At 71.2% G+C, this 881-nt stretch carries 1 protein-coding gene and 1 pseudogene; one reads left to right on the forward strand and one right to left on the reverse strand.

Annotated features, from left to right (window positions below; all coding sequences use genetic code 11):
- Positions 1-487: uracil-DNA glycosylase family protein (locus A5663_RS20145; RefSeq protein WP_068153315.1), on the forward strand; the 487-nt coding region annotated here is incomplete at its 5' end.
- Here A5663_RS20145 and A5663_RS23425 read toward each other — a convergent pair.
- A pseudogene (locus tag A5663_RS23425) lies at positions 473-881 on the reverse strand (MFS transporter); the annotation flags it as partial. The gene A5663_RS20145 and the pseudogene A5663_RS23425 sit on opposite strands and share 15 nt — an antisense overlap.

The following is an 881-nucleotide window of genomic DNA, read 5'->3' on the forward strand; positions in this document are numbered from 1 at the left end:
CGGCGATCAGGAGGACAGGGCCGGCGCGCCGTTCGTCGGCCCCGCCGGAAAGCTGCTGGACAAGGCGCTCGTGCAGGCCGGCATCGACCGCGACCGGGTTTATGTGACCAATGCGGTCAAACACTTCAAGTTCACCCTGCCCGAACGGGGTAAGCGCCGCATCCACAAGACCCCCGGTCGCACCGAGGTGGTGGCGTGTCGGCCGTGGTTGCTCGCGGAACTGGACGCGGTGCGGCCCGAGGTGCTGGTGCTCATGGGCGCCACCGCGGCACAGTCGTTGCTGGGCAGCGCATTTCGGCTGACGGCACACCGCGGCGAAGCATTGCGGCTACCGGAGATCGACGAGATCGACATCGCACCGGAGGTGGTGGCGACTGCACACCCGTCGTCGGTGCTGCGTGGTCCGCCGCAGGATCGCGAGCAAGCCTTTCAGGCACTGGTGTCGGATCTGCGGTTCGCCGCCGGGCTGGGATCACGCCGGGTGTGAGCGTCCGCTTCGCGTGGACGCCACGAGGCCGAGTGCGGCGAGTACCGCGAACCCCGCCAGCAGCCACCGCGCGGGCGTGGCGTCGCCGGTGTCGCTGAGGTTCACCAACACCCCGGCCAGCCCCGCGCCGAATGCCCCGGAGATCAGCTGCACGGTGTTGATCGCAGCAGCCGCGGTAGGCCCTTCCGCCGGATCGTCCACCCGGCTCATCGCCCACGCCGACAGGTGCGGCCACGCGATGCCGACGCCGGCACCCGTCAGGACCAGTGCCAGCGCCCACACCGCGACCAAAGCGGGCGAGGCGTCGCCGCGCATGGTCGCCGCCGCCAGGGCGAGGCCCGCAGCCATCACCGCAGGAGCGACCGCGACGGTCCACCGGATGGTGCGCGCGTTG

The organism is Mycobacterium sp. E740 (assembly GCF_001672895.1).
Lineage (GTDB): Bacteria > Actinomycetota > Actinomycetes > Mycobacteriales > Mycobacteriaceae > Mycobacterium.